General features: G+C 67.5%; 11 protein-coding genes. 4 read left to right on the forward strand and 7 right to left on the reverse strand.

Translation table 11 applies throughout. From position 1 onward, the window contains the following. Window positions 1–21: 21 nt before the first annotated feature. The 3 genes from GU927_RS11715 to GU927_RS11725 all read right to left on the reverse strand — a co-directional run bounded on the left by GU927_RS11715 (window position 22) and on the right by GU927_RS11725 (window position 5,792). Window positions 22–1,242 carry an MFS transporter gene (locus tag GU927_RS11715; RefSeq protein WP_161762624.1) on the reverse strand — a complete coding sequence of 407 codons (1,221 nt, stop codon included), beginning with the start codon at window positions 1,240–1,242 and terminating at the stop codon, window positions 22–24. Between the two features lie 90 nt (window positions 1,243–1,332). Then, window positions 1,333–2,367 carry a tRNA preQ1(34) S-adenosylmethionine ribosyltransferase-isomerase QueA gene (gene queA / locus GU927_RS11720; RefSeq protein WP_161762625.1) on the reverse strand — a complete coding sequence of 345 codons (1,035 nt, stop codon included), beginning with the start codon at window positions 2,365–2,367 and terminating at the stop codon, window positions 1,333–1,335. Continuing rightward, the gene (locus tag GU927_RS11725) at window positions 2,364–5,792 is read right to left on the reverse strand and encodes a DUF3971 domain-containing protein (protein ID WP_232489202.1); all 3,429 of its coding nucleotides are present in this window, start codon (window positions 5,790–5,792) and stop codon (window positions 2,364–2,366) included. Before GU927_RS11725 ends, queA begins: the two co-directional genes overlap by 4 nt. A gap of 82 nt (window positions 5,793–5,874) precedes the next feature. Here GU927_RS11725 and GU927_RS11730 point away from each other — a divergent pair, with 82 nt between their 5' ends. The 4 genes from GU927_RS11730 to GU927_RS11745 all read left to right on the forward strand — a co-directional run bounded on the left by GU927_RS11730 (window position 5,875) and on the right by GU927_RS11745 (window position 9,215). Next, window positions 5,875–6,336 carry a peroxiredoxin gene (locus tag GU927_RS11730; protein ID WP_161762626.1) on the forward strand — a complete coding sequence of 154 codons (462 nt, stop codon included), beginning with the start codon at window positions 5,875–5,877 and terminating at the stop codon, window positions 6,334–6,336. Between the two features lie 13 nt (window positions 6,337–6,349). Then, a complete protein-coding gene (locus GU927_RS11735) occupies window positions 6,350–7,174 on the forward strand; it encodes a ferritin-like domain-containing protein (RefSeq protein ID WP_161762627.1) in 825 nt (274 codons plus the stop codon). 192 nt (window positions 7,175–7,366) lie between these two features. Further along, window positions 7,367–8,707 carry a DUF5930 domain-containing protein gene (locus GU927_RS11740; protein ID WP_161762628.1) on the forward strand — a complete coding sequence of 447 codons (1,341 nt, stop codon included), beginning with the start codon at window positions 7,367–7,369 and terminating at the stop codon, window positions 8,705–8,707. Further along, window positions 8,697–9,215, forward strand: coding sequence for a bactofilin family protein (locus tag GU927_RS11745; RefSeq protein ID WP_161762629.1), 519 nt, complete (start codon window positions 8,697–8,699; stop codon window positions 9,213–9,215). Before GU927_RS11740 ends, GU927_RS11745 begins: the two co-directional genes overlap by 11 nt. 52 nt (window positions 9,216–9,267) lie before the next feature. On the opposite strand, the gene GU927_RS11750 is transcribed toward GU927_RS11745, so the two are convergent. From GU927_RS11750 to GU927_RS11765, 4 genes are all read right to left on the reverse strand, one after another. Beyond that, a complete protein-coding gene (locus GU927_RS11750) occupies window positions 9,268–10,053 on the reverse strand; it encodes a DUF2189 domain-containing protein (protein WP_394357671.1) in 786 nt (261 codons plus the stop codon). 73 nt (window positions 10,054–10,126) lie between these two features. Further along, window positions 10,127–11,254 (reverse strand): peptide chain release factor 2, encoded by a 1,128-nt coding sequence (prfB, locus tag GU927_RS11755; RefSeq protein WP_161762630.1) that lies wholly within the window; start codon window positions 11,252–11,254, stop codon window positions 10,127–10,129. Window positions 11,255–11,332: 78 nt separating this feature from the next. Further along, complete coding sequence (locus tag GU927_RS11760) at window positions 11,333–13,882, reverse strand: penicillin-binding protein 1A (RefSeq protein WP_161762631.1); 2,550 nt, start codon at window positions 13,880–13,882, stop codon at window positions 11,333–11,335. A 109-nt stretch (window positions 13,883–13,991) separates the two neighbouring features. Continuing rightward, a complete protein-coding gene (locus tag GU927_RS11765; RefSeq protein ID WP_161762632.1) occupies window positions 13,992–15,200 on the reverse strand; it encodes an N-acetylmuramoyl-L-alanine amidase in 1,209 nt (402 codons plus the stop codon). Between the last annotated feature and the right edge of the window lie 48 nt (window positions 15,201–15,248).

Genomic DNA, 15,248 nt, shown 5'->3' on the forward strand with positions numbered 1-15,248 from the left:
GCAGGGCGGCGCAACCGCGCTTTAGCGGTCCTTCTCGATCACTGCCGTGGCCGCGACGGGCGAGGCGGTGGGCACGATGAAGGCGGAGGGCCCGCTTCCCGCCGGCGACGCGCGGCGCGACATCCGCCAGATCGCATAGCCGGTCAGAAGGGCATAGAGCGCGGCGATGAACAGGAAGAAGCCGCCGGATCCGACCTGCGCCATGATCCAGCCCGTCACGATCGGCCCGAAGATCGCGCCGAAGCCGTTGAGGAAGATCATCCCCGCGCTGGCCGCCGCCATGTCGTCCTTGGACAGGAAGTCGTTGGTATAGGCGATGAGCAGCGCATAGACCGGATTGGTGATCCCCCCCAGCAGCAATGCCACCACCAGATAGGCCATAAAGGGCAGATCGAACAGACCGGCGACCAGCATGACGACCGTGGCGATGCCCGACAGGCCCGTGATCAGCAGGCGGCGGTCCATCCGGTCGGACAGCCAGCCGATGGGATATTGCAGCACCAGCCCGCCCACATAGAGCGCGCCGACGAAGATGGAGATGTCGCGGACCGACAGATCCTCCATCGCGCCCCAGACCGAGGCCATGCCGAACATGGCCGAAAACACCCCGCCCGTCAGCAGCATCCCCGCGCAGCCGAGGGGCGAGATGCGGAAGAGCGCGCGGAAGGACAGGCCCTTGGTGGATTCGAAGGTGGGCGCGGGGGTGGGGGCAAGCAGCATGGGCATGAAGGCCAGCGACACCAGAACCGAGGGGATCACGAACAGCACGAAGCCCGAGGGATCGCCCACGTTCAGGATGGCTTGGCTGGCGATGATCCCCACCATCTGCACGATCATATAGGCCGAAAGCGCCTGCCCCCGCGTCTCGTTCGTGGCGGCGTTGTTCAGCCAGCTTTCGGCGGTGATGTAGATGCCGGAAAAGCAAAAGCCGATCAGCACGCGCAGCGCCGTCCAGACCATCCAGTCGGCCGCCACCGGATAGACCACCAGCACCGCCGAGATGAGCGAGCCGAGCGCCGCGAAGACGCGCACATGCCCCACCTTGCGGATCATGGCGGGGGCGAGTTGCGAACCCACCAGAAAGCCCGCGAAATAGGCCGACATCACGAGCGAGATTTCAAAGGTCGAAAACCCCTCGATCGCGCCGCGGATGCCCAGAAGCGTGCCCTGTATGCCGTTGCCCACCATCAGGAGCATCACGCCCAGAAGCAGCGGCCAGGAGGTGGAGACGACTTTCAGCATGGGGCACCGCGGCAAGGGTCGAGGAAGACAGGATAGCACCGGCCGGATCACCGGCACGGAAGGAAAGCGACGCGGGCTCTGCCCCTCCCGTCAGGGGACGAGAAGCGAGGAATCCCCGTAGCTGAAGAAGCGGTAGCGGTTGGTCACCGCGTGGTCATAGATGCGGCGGATGCGGTCGGGGCCCATGAGGGCGGAGACGAGCATCATCAGCGTGGATTTGGGCAGGTGGAAATTGGTCATCAGCGCGTCGGTCACGCGGAAGCGGTAGCCGGGATAGATGAAGATGTCGGTGGGTCCGGTCCAGGGATGCAGGGTGCCATCGGCATCGGCGGCGGATTCGATCAGGCGCAGGGCGGTCGTGCCCACGGGGATGATCCGGCCCCCTGCCCGCCTTGTCGCGTTGATCTCGGCCGCGGCACCGGGGGTGATCTGGCCCCATTCGGCATGCATGCGGTGGGTGGTCACGTCGTCCACCTTGACCGGCAGGAAGGTGCCTGCGCCGACATGCAAGGTGACTTCGGTGAATGTCACGCCCTTCTCGGCCAAGGCGCGCAAGAGCGCCTCGTCGAAATGGAGCGAGGCGGTGGGGGCGGCGACGGCGCCCGCGTGGCGGGCAAAGACCGTCTGGTAATCAGTCGCGTCCTGCGCGTCGGGGGCGCGTTTGGCGGCGATATAGGGCGGCAGGGGCATCGCGCCCGCCTGCGCCAGCGCCGCGTCGAAATCGTCGCCGGTCAGGTTGAAGGTCAGGCGCAGGTCCGTCTCGCCCTTTTCGGCCACAGTGGCGGAAAGCGCGTCGGAAAAGCGGATCGTTTCCCCTTCGTTCACCTTCCGTAGCGGTCTTGCCAGCGCGCGCCAGCCTTCGGCGGCAGGTTCGAGAAGGGTGATCTCGACCTTGGCGACGGCCTCGCCCCGCGTGCGGTGGCCGGTCAGGCGGGCGGGGATGACGCGGGTGTTGTTCAAGACCAGCCGGTCGCCCGGGCGGAAGATGTCGATCAGGTCATAGACGTGGCGGTCGCTGATGCGGTCGCCCTCGGCCAGCAGGAGCCGCGCATGGGTGCGGGGCCGCGCGGGGCGGGTCGCGATCAGGTCTTCGGGCAGGTGAAAGTCGAAATCGGAAAGTTTCATCCGTCGGGATTTCCAAGCCTTGGCGGTTCACCCCGGAACAGTTCGCGGAACATGCCGGGCGTCAGGATCGACAGCGGGTTGACCGAGACGAGCGCGCGGTCCGACGATCCCCGGACCTTGTAGTTGAAGCCGAAGAGCCCCTCGCCGCGCCGCGTCAGGAAGGCCCCGATGCCGTTGACCATGTAGATCGGGGAGATCACCCCCTGCAAGGCCAGTTCCTTGGAGTCCGTACCATAGACCCCCGCCATCGACACGCCCATGGAATTGCCCACGGCCGAGCCGCGCGTGATCTCGACCGCGTTGGGGGTCAGGACGAATTCGCCCAAAGCCTGACTGAAGAGCAGCCCGTCGCCGTTGAGCTGTTCAAGGATGCCCACGACCGACACGGCGTTGAGGAGTTCGGCCAGCACGGGGGCGTCGACCACGCGGATGTTGCGGATATCGGCGCTGCCGTCATAGACCCCGCCCTGCGCGCGGGGGCGCAGCGTCATGTCGAGCCTGCCGCCCCGCGCCGAAGAAAAGACGCCGGCCGAGGCCATGACGCCGCCCGCATTGTCGGACTGCACCCGCACGGCGGTGCCATTGCGGGTGGGGACGACGCTGCCCGAGACGGCGGCCTTGCCGTTCACGAGACCCGAGAAGCTGCCGTTGAAGCCGCCGCGCGGGGTGAAATTGCCGTTGAAGCGCGTGAGGCGGATGCTTTCGGTGACACGCAGGCTGTCGAGCGTGACGGAAAGCGGGATGTCGGCCCCCGCGCCACCGCCCCCGCCGCCTGTGTCATCGTCGGGTTTGCGGCGCAGGTCGGCCGTCCCGCCAAGGACCGAGACGGCCACCGGCCGCCCCTCGCCCCGGCCTTCGATGGCGACCGCCCCCTCCATCCAGCCGCCCAGATCGACGCGGTCGAAGCGCGCGACCTCCAGCCCGCCTTGCGGGGTCAGGGTCACGCTGCCCTCGGCCGACAGGCCCGGCGCATCGAGCGTCAGGCGGTCGATGCGGGCTGGGCGCGACAGGGTGGCCGCGACCTCCAGCCGCCCCGTGGCGGCGGGGGGTTTGCGCCAGCCGGTGCCGGGGATGGCAAGGGTCAGCCGGTTCAGGTCCGAGATCAGAGTGAGCTTGGCGGGCTGGCCCTTGGGCAGGGTGATCCGCACCGTGCCGCTGCCGGTGCCAGAGGCCAGCGCCTCAGGCAGGCCAAGGCGGAATTCCTCGATGGTGCGGCGGGAGAGTTCGACAGTGCCTTCGATGCTGGCGGGGGGGGCGTCCTTGCCGAAGGGTTGGAGGAAGGTGACGTCGAAGGGCACCTCGCCCACCGTGCCCTGCCCCGAGACGCGCATCCCCTTCGGCTCTGCCGTGAGGGTCAGGAAGGGGGCGCGGACGGTCTTGCCCTCGACCAGTTTCGGGCTGGAGAAATCGCGCACCGTGCCGTCGACGCGGAAGCTGACATCGCCCGGCATCAGCTTTGGCACCAGCGGAAAGCGCAGCGTGGCCGCAATGGTGGCATCGCCGTCGCCCAGTTCGACGGGGCGACCCGCCTTGGCCAGAAAGCCGAAGGGCGGCTCGTCCAGCAGCGACAGCGCGGCGGTCAGGCTGGACCGGGTCTGCAACAGCACCTCGGCCTGCGCGGGGCGCTTGGTGATGTCGAGCACGGAAAAGACCGATCCCGCCATGTCGATCACCCCGCCTAGGGGCGGCGTGACCGATCCGCGGCTGACGACCATCGTGTAGCTCAGCCCCTCGATCGTGGCATAGCCGTCGGCCTGCCGGATGGGTGGCAGGGTCCGCAGGAAGCGCACGTCGGTATCGGTGAAGTCATAGCCCAGCGACAGCACCGGTTCCTTGCCCGGCGCGATGCGCAGCGCAGCCTTGACGTCGGTCAGGGTGCCTTCGAGCAGGTTCTGCGACAGCCAGTCGCGCGTCTTGGCCACCAGCCGCACGGGCCAGAGCGCGAGCAGATCGGTATGGCCGATCCGGTCGAGTTGCAGGTCGACCGAAGCCGTCCATCCCCCCGCCCCCGCGCCGACCGTGCCGCGCGCGGTGAGACGGCGGTCATCTTCCACCAGTGCGACCTGTCCGATATCGACGGCAAAGGGATCAAGCCGCAGGCGCAGGTCGATCGCGCCTTCGCTGAAACGGACGGGGGCCACGAAGAGACCTTCGGGATCGACCTGCATTTCCGAGATATGGACCTGCGTCAGGAAGGCATCGGGAAGCCGCGCGCCAAGGGGGCCGGTCAGGATGGTGCCGTCGGTGGCCGCCAGATAGCTGTGCCCCGTCGCCTTGAGACGCAATGTGGTGCTTTCCACGTCCAGCGCCGCCAGCTCTACCCGCCCGCGCGCCGGATCATAGCCGAGCTTGACCGTCGCGCGGTCAAAGGCGATGGCCTGTGCATCCGGCGCGGGTTTGAGCGCGCCCGCCCCGATGTCGAGCTGTGCCTGAAGCGCGGAGATGCCCTCGGCCCCTGCCCCGGCCGACAGGCGGCCCGAGATCGGGGCATCGAGGATGCCGAGGGGGGCAAGCGCGGGCAGGAAGGCCGCAAGATCGCCCGAGGGCACACGGTCCACCGTCGCGGAAAGGCGCGCGCTGTTCGTGCCCTTGGCCGAGACGACGGTCACCTGCGCCTGCGGGGCGACACCTGCGGTTTCCAGCAGGGTAAAGCCCATCTCGGCGCGCAACTCGGCGGGGCGGTTCTCCAGCCGCACCCGTCCGTCACCCAGATTCCACACCCGTCCGCTGCGCCGGTCGGTCAGCGAGACGGTCAGCGCATCCGCCTCGACCGCGACGAGCCGTGACAGGACCGGCAAGGCAAGCGCGCGGTCCACGGCGGCGAAGAGTTCGGGCAGGCTCTTGACCGGGCGCGCCAGTCCCGTCCCACCCAGCAGGATGTCCAGCCGCCCGTCCCGCTGGCGCGTCAGGTCCACCCGCGCGCCGGACAGGCGCAGGGTTCCGGGGCGGAGCTGTCCCTCCATCGCGGCGGCGGGGTCGAAGCTGATCTGCGTCTGCGGCAGGATCAGCACGGGCGCACCGTCGGGCTTGAGCAGGCGCGCATCCTCGAATTGCAGGCGGGGCACCCATGCCTCGTCCACGCCGATCTGGATGCCGCCGATGGCAAGCGAGGTGTCCGGCAGGCTTTCGGCAAGCCCGCGGTTCAGGCGGGTTTCGACCTCGGCCACGGCCCAGACCGGCAGGCGTATCTGGCTGCCCGTCAGGCCCAGCAGGGCAAAGCCGCCACCAAGGACAAGCACGACCAGCGTGACCAGTGTCACAAGGCCGCCACGCAGCAGGCGGCGCGGACGGCGGGCCGTGGCGGCACCGTCCGGCGGGGGCGCGGCAGGACGTGCTGCGAGGGAGGCGGACTCCGCCTCCTGCGCCGCGGGCGTATCTGTCCGTTCGGCCCCTGTTTCGGACACCTTCGCCGCCCTCTCCATCATCTCGTTGCCGGGATTGCCTTTATCTTCCTCCGAAGGCAACTAGAACGCAAAGGGTTGATCCTCAAAAGGCAAGGAGCCGCACATGATCTCCGCAGGCGATACCGCCCCCGATTTCACCCTGCCGCGCGATGGCGGGACCGAGGTGACGCTGTCCTCGTTCCGTCCGGGCAAGGTGGTGCTGTATTTCTATCCCAAGGACGACACGCCCGGCTGCACGCTGGAGGCGCAGGATTTCACCGCCCGTCTGGCCGATTTCACGGCGGCGGGGACGACGGTCATCGGCATCAGCAAGGACAGCGTCAAGGCGCATGACAAGTTCTGCAAGAAGCACGGGCTGGGCGTGATCCTCGCCTCGGACGAGGCGGGCCATACCTGCGAGGATTACGGGGTCTGGCTGGAAAAGAGCATGTACGGCAAGACCTATATGGGCGTGGAGCGCACGACCGTGCTGATCGACGGGGCGGGCAAGGTGGCGCGGGTCTGGAACAAGGTCAGCGTCAAGGGCCATGCCGACGAGGTTCTGGCGGCGGCAAAGGCGCTGTGAGGGGGGCCCTTTGATGCAGACGCTGGCCGAAATGGCGGTGGAGGTGCTGACCACCGCCGACGGGCGCGCCAAGACCGCGCTGGGGCGGCGGCATGCGGCCGCGTGGTTCGCCGCGCGGGCGGCGGGCGCGCCCCTGCCCGTTGGGCGGGCGGACCCGCCCCTGCGCCCTGCCCGTCCGGCCAGGCCCGAACTGCTGGACCCCCGCGACGTGCCGCGCCGCAGGCCCGGCTCGCCCGCGGGGCGCATCGCGCTGTTGCATGCCGTGGGGCATATCGAGCTGAACGCGGTCGATCTGCACTGGGACATCATCGCCCGCTTCACCGACCATCCCATGCCGCTTGGCTTCTACGACGACTGGGTCAAGGCCGCGGACGAGGAAGCCAAGCATTTCAACCTGATCTGCGACTGTCTTGAAGCGATGGGCAGCCATTACGGCGCCCTGCCCGCCCATGCGGGCATGTGGCGCGCCGCCGAGGATACGGCCGCGGACCTGCTGGGCCGTCTGGCCGTTGTGCCCATGGTGCTCGAGGCGCGGGGGCTGGATGTGACGCCCGGCATGATCGACATCTTCCGCAAGGCGGGCGAGGACGGGCCCATCGCCGCGCTGGAGACGATCTATGCCGAGGAGGTGGGCCATGTCGCCTATGGCTCCAAATGGTTCAACTGGCTTTGCGGGCGCGAGGGGCTGGACCCGAAGGAAGTGTTCCACGATCTGGTCCGCCGCTATTTCCACGGCGCGCTGAAGCCGCCCTTCAACGAGGAGAAGCGCGCCGAGGCGGGCATTCCGCCCGATTTCTACTGGCCTCTGGTCGGGGACGGGCTGTCGGTCGCGGACTGACGCGGCACCGGGCCGCTGCGCGGGACGCCCCGCCCATCGGCGGGAATTTGCCGAAGGGTGGCGGATTTCGGGCAGCGGACAGGGCCGTCCGACCAAAGATGTTGCGGGGTACGGGGGGGCTGGCTAATCAGGGGGCGCCTCCGCTTGGGAGATGCTCGCCCGTCCCTGTCACAACGTACGGAAACCTGCCAAGTGCTGACGCGTGTCGCCTACCGGATCAACGCCACACTCGAGCGTTACATCCCAGAACAGCGCCTGTTCCTGAAATCCGACACCGAGACGCGTTTCATCCGCCTGCGACCCGTGACGCAACTTGTCGCCATGACCGGCGCGTCCATGTTCATCGCCTGGACAATCGTGGCGACGGCCGTGCTGATGATGGATTCGATCGGGGCGGGATCGTCGCGCGAACAGGCGCAGCGCCAGCAGACCATGTACGAGGAGCGGCTGAACGCCCTCTCCGCCGACCGCGACCTGCGTGCCGAAGAGGCCGCGCGGGCGCAGGCGCGCTTCAACCTTGCGCTGGAGCAGGTGGCCGACATGCAGGCGCGGCTCCTGGCCTCCGAGGACCGCCGCCGCGAGCTGGAGACGGGGATCGAGGTGATCCAGTCCACCCTGCGCCGCACCATGACCGAACGCGACGAGGCGCGCGGCAAGGCCGAAGCCGCGACGCTGGCGCTGGCGCAGACCACCGGATCGGCGCGCACCGAGCAGGGCCGCGTGCAGGATACGGTCGCCACGCTGGACATCCTGACCGAAGCGCTGGGCCAGACCGCGCGGGAGCGCGACCTGATGGAAGGTGCCGCCGAGAAATCGGCCGAGCGGGTGGACGAGGTGCTGGCGCAGAAGCGCGCCATCGAGATGCAGAACGACGCGATCTTCGCCAAGCTGGAAGAGGCGGTGACCGTCTCGATGGAGCCGCTGGACAACATGTTCCGCGATGCGGGCCTGTCGCCGGACGATCTGCTGGGCCAGATCCGCAAGGGCTATTCCGGCAGCGGAGGGCCGCTGTCGCCGATCAGCCTGTCCACTTCGGGCGGTCAGGGGTCGGTCAGCGCGACGCGGGCCAATGCCATCCTGCAGGGGCTGGACCGCATGAACATGTACCGCATCGCGGCCTTCAAGACGCCCTTCGCCATGCCCGTGAACACCCCCGTCCGCTTTACCAGCGGTTTCGGCGGGCGCAGCGATCCCTTCGGTCGCGGCTGGCGGCGGCACGAGGGGCAGGATCTGGCCGGTAGCTATGGCGCGCCGATCCTTGCCACGGCTGACGGGGTCGTGACCTATGCGGGATGGGAGAACGGCTATGGCCGTCTGGTGAAGATCCGCCACGACTATGGCATCGAGACGCGCTATGGCCATCTGTCGCAAATCCGCGTCAATGTGGGCGATCGGGTATCGCGCGGCGACCGGATCGGTGATATGGGCAATTCTGGACGCTCGACCGGAACGCATCTTCACTACGAGATCCGTATCGGGGGCGAGGCAATCAACCCGATGACCTTCATAAAGGCAGCGAGAGATGTTTTCTAAGAGCCGAATCAACGAGCCGGGTCCGAAGCAGGCCGAGGCGGAAAAGCCCAAGGCACCGGAGACCAGCGTGACCAAGCCCAGCACCGACTTCACCCCTTCGGCCCCCAAGGGCAAGGCTGCGGCCTCCGTGCTGTCGTCGGATCTGACGGTGGTCGGCAACCTGCGCACCACCGGCGACATCCAGGTCGAAGGCACGGTCGAAGGCGACATCCGCGCGCATCTGCTGACGGTGGGCGAAAGCGCCACCATCAGGGGCGAGATCGTGGCGGATGACATCGTGGTCAATGGCCGCGTGATCGGCCGCGTGCGCGGGCTGAAGGTGCGGCTGACGTCGACCGCGCGGGTCGAGGGCGACATCATCCACAAGACCATCGCGATCGAAAGCGGCGCGCATTTCGAAGGGTCGGTCCAGCGTCAGGACGACCCGCTGGCACAGGGCCGCGCCCCCGGTGCGGCGCCGGTCAATCCGGCCCCTGCCACCCCGACGGTCAAGCCCGACGAGTTGTGATCCCCGCCCTTTGCGGAACGCGACGGGGCGCCTTCGGGCGCCCTTTTGCATGTCAGGCCCAGGCCACCGCGCGGCGGTAGAGGTGCCAGCTGGCATGGCCCAGCACCGGCAGCACGATGAAAAGCCCGAGGAAACCGGGCAGCATCCCGACAAAGAGCAGCGACGCGATGAAGGCCCCCCAGCCCAGCATGATGACCGGATTCTCGCGCACAAGGGCGAGAGAGGTCAGCATCGCGGTGACGAAATCCACCTCGCGGTCATCCAGCAGCATGGGCAGGCTGACCACGGTCAGGGCGTAAAGCAGCGTGGCAAAGACCGCCCCCACAGCCGTGCCGAAGGCCAGCATCGCCAACCCCTCGGGCGTGAGGAACACGCCCATCGAGGAGGAGACGTTGGTCATCGTCGACTTGCCGAGGAAAAGCGCGAAGATCATGTGGGACAGGAAGTTCCAGAACAGGAAGAACACCACGATCACCGCCGCCATGGAGGGGATCTGGCGGTCCTTCTGGCGGAACACCGCACCGAGGATTTCGGACAGCACCAGCGGCACCCCGCCTTCGCGGCGGCGGCTGATCTCGTAAAAGCCGCAGGCGACGAAGGGGCCGAGGATGGGGAAACCGGCGGCGGCGGGAAGGGTCCACCAGACCTGCCCCTTCAGCGTGAAGGCAAGGAACAAAAGCCAGCCGCCCGCGAAATAGACGGTGGCGAAGAAGGCGCCATAGGTCGGCTGGGCAAGGAAATCGCTCCAGCCTTCGCGCAGGGCGTGGCGCAGGTCGGACATGTCCAGCGACAGGATCTCAGGCCGCGCCGCGGGCGGCATGCCGGTCTGATAGGTCATGGTTCCCCTCCGCTTTTGCACGGAGCCTATGCGCGGGGGACCGGCGGGGCAAAGATGTTTTTTGGATGTAGCCTTAGTCTTCGGCGGTCGCTTCGGCGCGGGACTTGCCCGCCACGTCCATCGCCAGCGTCGCCGCCATGAAGCGGTCGAGGTCGCCGTCCAGAACCCCCTGCGTGTCCGAGGTTTCGACGCCGGTCCGCAGGTCCTTGACCATCTGGTAGGGCTGCAGGACGTAGGAGCGGATCTGGTTGCCCCATCCCGCCTCGCCCTTGGCCGCGTGCTGGGCGTTGATCTCGGCGTTCCGCTTGTCGAGTTCCATCTGGTAGAGCCGCGATTTCAGCGCGTTCATCGCGATCTCGCGGTTCTGGTGCTGGGATTTCATCGACGAGGTCACGACGATGCCGGTCGGAAGGTGGGTGATCCGCACTGCCGAGTCGGTGGTGTTCACGTGCTGCCCGCCCGCGCCGGAGGACCGGTAGGTGTCGATGCGGATTTCACTGTCGGGGACCACGATCTCGATATTGTCGTCCACCACGGGATAGACCCAGACCGAGCAGAACGAAGTATGCCGCCGCGCCGCCGAGTCATAGGGCGAGATGCGGACAAGACGGTGCACGCCCGATTCCGATTTCAGCCAGCCATAGGCGTTCTGGCCCGTGATCTTGTAGGCAGCCGACCGGATGCCCGCCTCTTCGCCCGCGGTTTCGGATTGCAGTTCGACCTTGTAGCCCTTCTTCTCCGCCCAGCGGACGTACATCCGCGCCAGCATCGAGGCCCAGTCGCAGGATTCCGTCCCGCCGGCGCCGGCGTTGATTTCGAGGAAGGTGTCGTTCCCGTCCGCCTCGCCGTCGAGAAGCGCCTCGAGTTCCTTGGCGGCGGCGATGTCGACCAGCGATTTCAGCGAAGCCTCGGCCTCGGCCACGATTTCCTGATCGCCCTCCATCTCGCCCAGTTCGATCAGCTCGACATTGTCGCGCAGTCCCGCTTCGATCATGCGGTAGGTCGACACGGCATCCAGCAGCGCCTGACGTTCGCGCATGAGCTTCTGCGCCTTGGCGGGGTCGTTCCACAGATCGGGCGCCTCGATCATGGCGTCGAATTCTTCCAGACGGTGGGGGGCGGTTTCCCAGTCCATGCGCTGCGCGAGCAGTTTCAGCGACTTGGTGATCGCATCGACATTGTTCTGCGTCTCAGAGCGCATGGCGGTCGTTCCTGTCTGTCTGGTTGCGGCGGGGTGATAGCGGTTGCGGCGGATGCGGGCAAGGGCGGCAAGGCCCGTCTAGTAGAGCCCGCCGGAACTGAGCGTTCCGAAATCCGCCTTTTCGGGGATCACGGCGGTTTCGCCGGTGGCCGTGGTCACCGTCGTCTCGCCCCCGCCATCGCTTTCGCCATAGGCGAAGAGTGGCAGGTTCGATCCCATGGCAAAGCCGCCGTCCACCATCATGTCCAGACCGATGATGCCGTCCACGCCTTCGCGGAAATATTCGACCTGCACGTTCGGCCCGCTGGCATCGTCGGGCAGCAGCGCGCCGGTGAAACGGTCAAGCTTGACCCAGCGCCCGCCGGGGGGGACGCGGAATTCGGCCCCGCCATATTTGGCGACGGCTTCCTTCATGAATTTCTGGAACACGGGCGCGCACATCCCGCCGCCCGAGGCGCCGGAGCCGAGGCTGCGCGGCTGGTCGTAGCCCATGTAGCAGCCCGCCACGATGTTCGAGGTATAGCCGATGAACCACACGTCCTTGGCATCGTTCGTGGTGCCGGTCTTGCCCGCCACCGGAACCGGCAGGTCGACCGCGCTGGAGGCGGTGCCGCGGGTGACGACGCCTTCCATCATCGAGGTGAGCTGATAGGCGGTGACGGCATCCATGACCCGTTCGCGCTCCGACCGGATCGTCACGCCTTCGCCTGCGGGCAGGTTGGCGGTGGCGCAGTCGATGCAGTCGCGCGTGTCGTGGCGATAGATGGTGCGGCCGAAGCGGTCCTGCACGCGGTCGACCAGCGTGGGTTCCACCCGCTCGCCGCCATTGGCGAACATGGCATAGGCGGCGACCATCTTGAACAGCGTGCTTTCCTGCGCGCCAAGGCTGTTGGCAAGGAAGGGGCGCATGGGGTCGTAGACGCCGAAGCGTTCGGCATAGCGGGCGACGGTTTCCATACCGATTTCCTGCGCGATCCGCACGGTCATCAGGTTGCGCGACTGTTCGATCCCCGTGCGAACGGGGGTCGGCCCGTAGAATTTGTTGGATGCGTTCTTGGGCGTCCAGAGCCCTTCGGCGGTTTCCACCTCGATCGGGGCGTCGACGACGATGGTGCCGGGGGTGAAGCCGTTGTCGAGCGCTGCGGCATAGACGAAGGGTTTGAAGCTGGACCCCGGCTGGCGGGTGGCCTGCGTGGCGCGGTTGAAGACGCTGTCCTGATACGAGAACCCGCCCTGCATCGCGATGACGCGGCCGGTGAAGACGTCCATCGCCATGAAGCCGCCCTGCACTTCGGGGATCTGACGCAGCGACCAGCGGACGAAGCTGCCATCCTCGTCAGACGTCACGGGGCGCACCAGCACCACATCGCCGACCGACACGAGGTCGCCCGCGCTGTTCGCCCTGGGGCCCAGCGACCCGTCGGCGTTGCGCTTGCGCGCCCAGGTCACGTCCTCGGCGGGAATCCAATGGCCATCGGCGTCATCCTCCACCCCCTCGATGCCGATGCGGGCGTCATTCTCGCCCACTTCCAGCACCACGGCGGGGGACCATCCGGCGATGTCGCGCGGCACCTCGATCTGGGTCAGGTTCGGGCGCCAGTCGGCCAGCTGTTCGGCGGGCATCACCTTGCCCGTCCCGCGCCATACACCCAGCGAGCGGTCGTATTTCTCCAGCCCCTCGCGCAGGGCGGCGGCGGCGACGGCCTGCAGGTCGGGATCGACCGTGGCGCGGATCGACAGGCCACCGCCGAAGAATTCCTCCTCGCCGAAGGTGGACGAGAGCTGGCGGCGGATCTCGTCGGTGAAATAGCCACGGGGGGGCAGCGCCTCGCGGAAGGCGGGGTAGTCGCCGTTCTGCACGGTGAGCAGCGGCTGTTCCGCCTCGGCCTTGGCCTGTTCACGGGTGATGTAGCCATCTTCGGCCATGCGGTTCAGCACATAGGCCCGACGTTCCAGCGCGCGGTCCTTGTTGCGGACGGGGTGCATTTCGGACGGCGCCTTGGGCAGGGTGGCAAGATAGGCCGCCTCGCCCGCCGTCAGGGCGGAGAGGGGTTTGTTGAAATAGGTCTGCGCCGCGGCGGCGACGCCATAGCTGTTCTGGCCGAGGAAGATCTCGTTCAGGTAAAGTTCGAGGATCTTGTCCTTGGACAGCGTTTCCTCAAGACGGGTGGCAAGGATGATTTCCTTGATCTTGCGTTCACCCGTGCGGTCGCCGGAGAGAAGAAAGTTCTTCATCACCTGCTGGGTGATGGTCGAGGCGCCGCGCAGATCCTTGCCGCGTGTCAGGATCGCATCGCGGAAGGCCGCCGCCATGCCGGTGACGTCATAGCCGTGATGGGCGTAGAAGTTCTTGTCCTCGGCCGCGATGAAGGCCTGTTTGACGACGGCGGGGATATCCTCGATCGGCACGAACAGGCGGCGTTCCTGCGCGAATTCGTCGATGATCCGCCCCTCGCCGGAATAGATGCGGCTGATCGTGGGGGGGGTGTATTGCGCGAGGCTTTCATGGCTGGGAAGGTCGCGCGAATACATCCAGAAGATCGCGCCGACCGTCAGGGCGGCAAAAAGGATGCCCAGCGTGACCGCCGTAAAGATCGCCCCGAAGAAGGACCCGATAAACCTTAGCACGCGCGCAAATCCCGAAATGCAGATGATGCCGCGCTTATACACGTCCCGCGCGGGAAAGGTCAAAACGATGCCGTGAAACCGGGCGCGGCGGCGGCGGGCCACCGCCCGTTCAGTCGCCCCTGACCAGCCCCGCCAGCGCCGCATCCTGCGCCGACCATGCGCGCAAGCCGTCGCGGATCGCCGCCGTCATCGCCGCGCGCCAGTCAGGATCGAGCAGCCGCTCCAGATCCGAGGCCGAAGAGAGGAAGCCCAGTTCGATCAGGACGGACGGGATATCGGGCGATTTCAGCACCGAAAAGCCCGCCTGCTGGATCGGATGGCGGTGCATCTTGAGCCCCGCGCCCGAGATGGACTCGCGCAGCGTGACGGCCAGACGGTCGATGCGCGGCTTCGTCTCGGTCCGTGCCATGTCCATCAGGACGGTCGCCACCAGATCGTCCTGCTGCGACAGGTCCAGCCCCGACAGCAGGTCGTCGCGGTCATGCCGTTCGGCAAGGGCGCGGGCGGCCTCGTCGCTGGCTTCATCGGCGAGGGTGTAGATGGTGGCACCCACCGCCTCGCCCTCGGCCAAGGCATCGGCGTGGAGCGAGAGGAACACATGCGCCCCCGCCGCACGGGCGATGGAGGTGCGGGTTTCGAGGGGGACGAAGACATCCTCCTCGCGTGTGAGGACCACGTTGAAGCCGCCGTCGCGGACCAGCACTTCCTTCAGTTCGCGCGCGAAGGTCAGCATCAGGTCGGCCTCGGTATGGCCATCGCGTTCGGCGCCGGGGTCGATGCCGCCATGGCCGGGGTCCAGCACCACCGTCAGCGGCCCCGCGCCCCGCAGGACAGGCGGCGGTAGGTCGGCGGCAGGCGGGAGCGCCCAGTCCGGCGGCTCGGGAAGTGCGGCGGCGGCGGCAAAGCTGGCCTCGTCCGCGGGCAGCAGGCGCAGGGTGACAATGGCGCCCTGCCCCGTCGCCATCTGCGCCTGATCCACGACAAGCGGCGCGGCAAGTTCCATCACCACCCGCGACCAGCCGGGGCGGAAGCTGCCCGCATGGATTGCGGTGATATGGCGGCTGTCCTGCGCCACATCCGGCAGGGTCGACCAGTCCACCTCGCGGAAATCCATGACCAGACGGCGGGGATCGTCGGCAAGACGCACGCGCCACGGCACCGGCTGGCTGAGCGACAGCGTGATCTCGAGCGCGTCGCCCCGGTCGGTGATGGAGGATGCCGCAGGCTCCAGCCGCGCAAGCGCGGACAGGTCCTGCGCCGTGGCGGCGGGCAGCCATCCGCATAGGACCACAAGGCAGGCCACAAGAAACGCGCGCATCGATACCCCTGCTTTGCCCCGACTATCGGGCCAGTCGCGGCCCTTGTC

The organism is Paragemmobacter amnigenus (assembly GCF_009908265.2).
In the GTDB taxonomy this organism is placed as follows: Bacteria; Pseudomonadota; Alphaproteobacteria; order Rhodobacterales; family Rhodobacteraceae; genus Paragemmobacter; species Paragemmobacter amnigenus.